Origin of the sequence: Saccharomonospora iraqiensis subsp. paurometabolica YIM 90007 (assembly GCF_000231035.2) — a bacterium.
GTDB classification, from domain to species: domain Bacteria; phylum Actinomycetota; class Actinomycetes; order Mycobacteriales; family Pseudonocardiaceae; genus Saccharomonospora; species Saccharomonospora paurometabolica.
The window spans coordinates 4,716-6,314 of sequence record NZ_KI912221.1 but is presented as its reverse complement, the minus strand read 5'-3'; the positions used below and the strand labels follow the sequence as shown (position 1 = coordinate 6,314).

At 73.8% G+C, this 1,599-nt stretch carries 2 protein-coding genes; one reads left to right on the top strand and one right to left on the bottom strand.

The window, feature by feature from the left end; translation table 11 throughout:
• Window positions 1-534, bottom strand: a 534-nt coding sequence (locus SACPADRAFT_RS0208500) for an HAD family hydrolase (protein WP_267880012.1), incomplete at its 3' end; no start/stop codon positions are given.
• A 162-nt stretch (window positions 535-696) separates the two neighbouring features.
• On the opposite strand from SACPADRAFT_RS0208500, the gene SACPADRAFT_RS0208495 reads away from it, so the two are divergent.
• On the top strand, window positions 697-1,587 hold the full coding sequence (locus SACPADRAFT_RS0208495) for a PAC2 family protein (RefSeq protein ID WP_157577110.1): 891 nt from the start codon (window positions 697-699) through the stop codon (window positions 1,585-1,587).
• Window positions 1,588-1,599: the final 12 nt, after the last annotated feature.

Sequence of the window (1,599 nt, the reverse complement as noted above, 5' to 3'; positions counted from 1 at the left end):
GTCCTCCACGGCCACGCACCGCGCGGGCGGCACGTCCAGCAGCCGCGCCGCCCGCAGGTAGGGCTCCGGGTGCGGCTTGTTCCGGCCGTCGACCTCGTCACCGCACACCGTGACGTCGAACGAGTCGGCCCCGAGGGTGCCGAGTGCCAGTTCGGTCAGCTCCCGCTCCGTGGAGGTCACCAGGGCGCACGGGACCCCGGCCGCGCGCACCGCGCCCAGTGCCTCGCGGGCGCCGGTGCGCCACGGCAGCTCGTCGGCGAACAGCGACGCCGTGCGGGACCGCACCCAGCCCGCCAGTTCCGCCACCGCCCCGTCGACGACGTCGTGGCCGGTGACCTCCAGCAGGAACCGGCAGGTCGCGGTCATGTTCGAGCCCACCAGCGCGGCACGCTGTTCCGTCGAGAGGGACCCACCGAGCACCTCGGCCGCCTCGTACAGGGCGATGTCCCACAGTTTCTCGGAGTCGACGAGCGTGCCGTCCATGTCCCAGAGCACGGCGGCCGGGACTCCCGGGGTGGTGGACGGTCGCTGCACGGGTGTCTCCTCGGGTCACTCGGGCGGGTCGGGACGGCCTCGCCAGCCTACGATGCCGTCGGCGGTGTGCGGGGCGGGGCGGATCGGGCCGCGGGCAGCGGACGGGCGGGACGCAGGGTGCGTCGGTCGTGCGACCGTGGGCCGTACGCTGGTGATGTGAGTATGTCCTCCGACGAGACGACCGGGAGCCGGCAGCCCCGTCCTGTGATGATCCTCGCGTTCGAGGGGTGGAACGACGCGGGGGACGCGGCGAGCACGGCCGTGGAGCATCTGCAGCTGAACTGGGACGCGACCCCGCTGGCCGAGATCGATCCGGACGAGTACTACGACTTCCAGGTGTCCCGCCCCACCGCGCGCCTGGTCGACGGGGTGACCCGGCGGATCGAGTGGCCGACGACGCGGCTGGCCGTGTGCCGCCCGCACGGGTACGACCGGGACGTGGTGCTGGTGCACGGGCCGGAGCCGAACGTCCGGTGGAAGGCGTTCTGCGGGGAACTGCTGGACCACGTCCGCGACCTGGACGTGTCCACGGTCGTCACGTTGGGCGCGTTGCTGGCCGACACCGCGCACACCCGGCCGGTCCCGGTCACCGGCACCGCCTACGACGCCGACGCGGCCGCCCGGTTCGGTCTGGAACGCAGCGGGTACGAGGGGCCGACCGGCATCGTCGGGGTCCTGCAGGACGCCTGCGTGCGAGCCGGGATCCCGGCGGTGTCGGTGTGGGCGGCGGTGCCGCACTACGTGTCCCACCCGCCGTCGCCGAAGGCGACCCTGGCGCTGCTGCACAAGCTGGAGGATGTGCTGGACGTACGCATCCCGCTGGGGGCGCTGCCCGAACAGGCCGAGGAGTGGCAGCGCACGGTCAGCGAGATGGCCGACGAGGACGACGAGGTCAGCGAGTACGTGCGCAACCTGGAGGAACGCGGGGACGCCGAGATCGCGGTCGACGAGTCCAGCGGCGAGCGGATCGCCGCCGAGTTCGAGCGCTACCTGCGCAGGCACGGTCCCGACGGCCCCGGCCCGCAGGGCGGCGCCGGGCCGCAGGGACGGTGACCGGCGGGCGGT